This is a genomic window from Bacillus sp. SIMBA_074 (genome assembly GCF_046534555.1).
Classification (GTDB): Bacteria; Bacillota; Bacilli; order Bacillales; family Bacillaceae_G; genus Bacillus_A; species Bacillus_A mycoides.
This window is the reverse complement of record NZ_JAWRYM010000913.1, coordinates 1-252: the sequence shown is the minus strand read 5'-3', so window position 1 is coordinate 252 and position 252 is coordinate 1. Positions and strand designations below refer to the sequence as shown.

The window sequence follows — 252 nt, the reverse complement described above, 5'->3', positions numbered from 1 at the left end:
CCTCTCTCGCCCGCGGCGAGAAGCAGACGCACGAGTACACCGTGACCGTCAACGGCGGTGGCGCGGTCGTCAACAACGCGTGCGGCACGGCCGACACCCCGGCGGACGCCGAGGCCCCGACCATCCTGTGCGACCCGGCGGGCGTGCAGGTGACCAACTACACGGTCGCCAAGTCCTCCAACCCGGCCTCGGGTGCCACCGTGCACCCGGGCGACCGGATCACCTACACGGTCACGGTCACCCAGCAGGGAG

At 71.4% G+C, this 252-nt stretch carries 1 protein-coding gene; it reads left to right on the top strand.

Going from position 1 to position 252, the window contains the following annotated elements; translation table 11 throughout:
- On the top strand, window positions 1-252 hold a 252-nt coding region (locus tag SB773_RS33430), incomplete at both ends, for a hypothetical protein (RefSeq protein ID WP_410594750.1).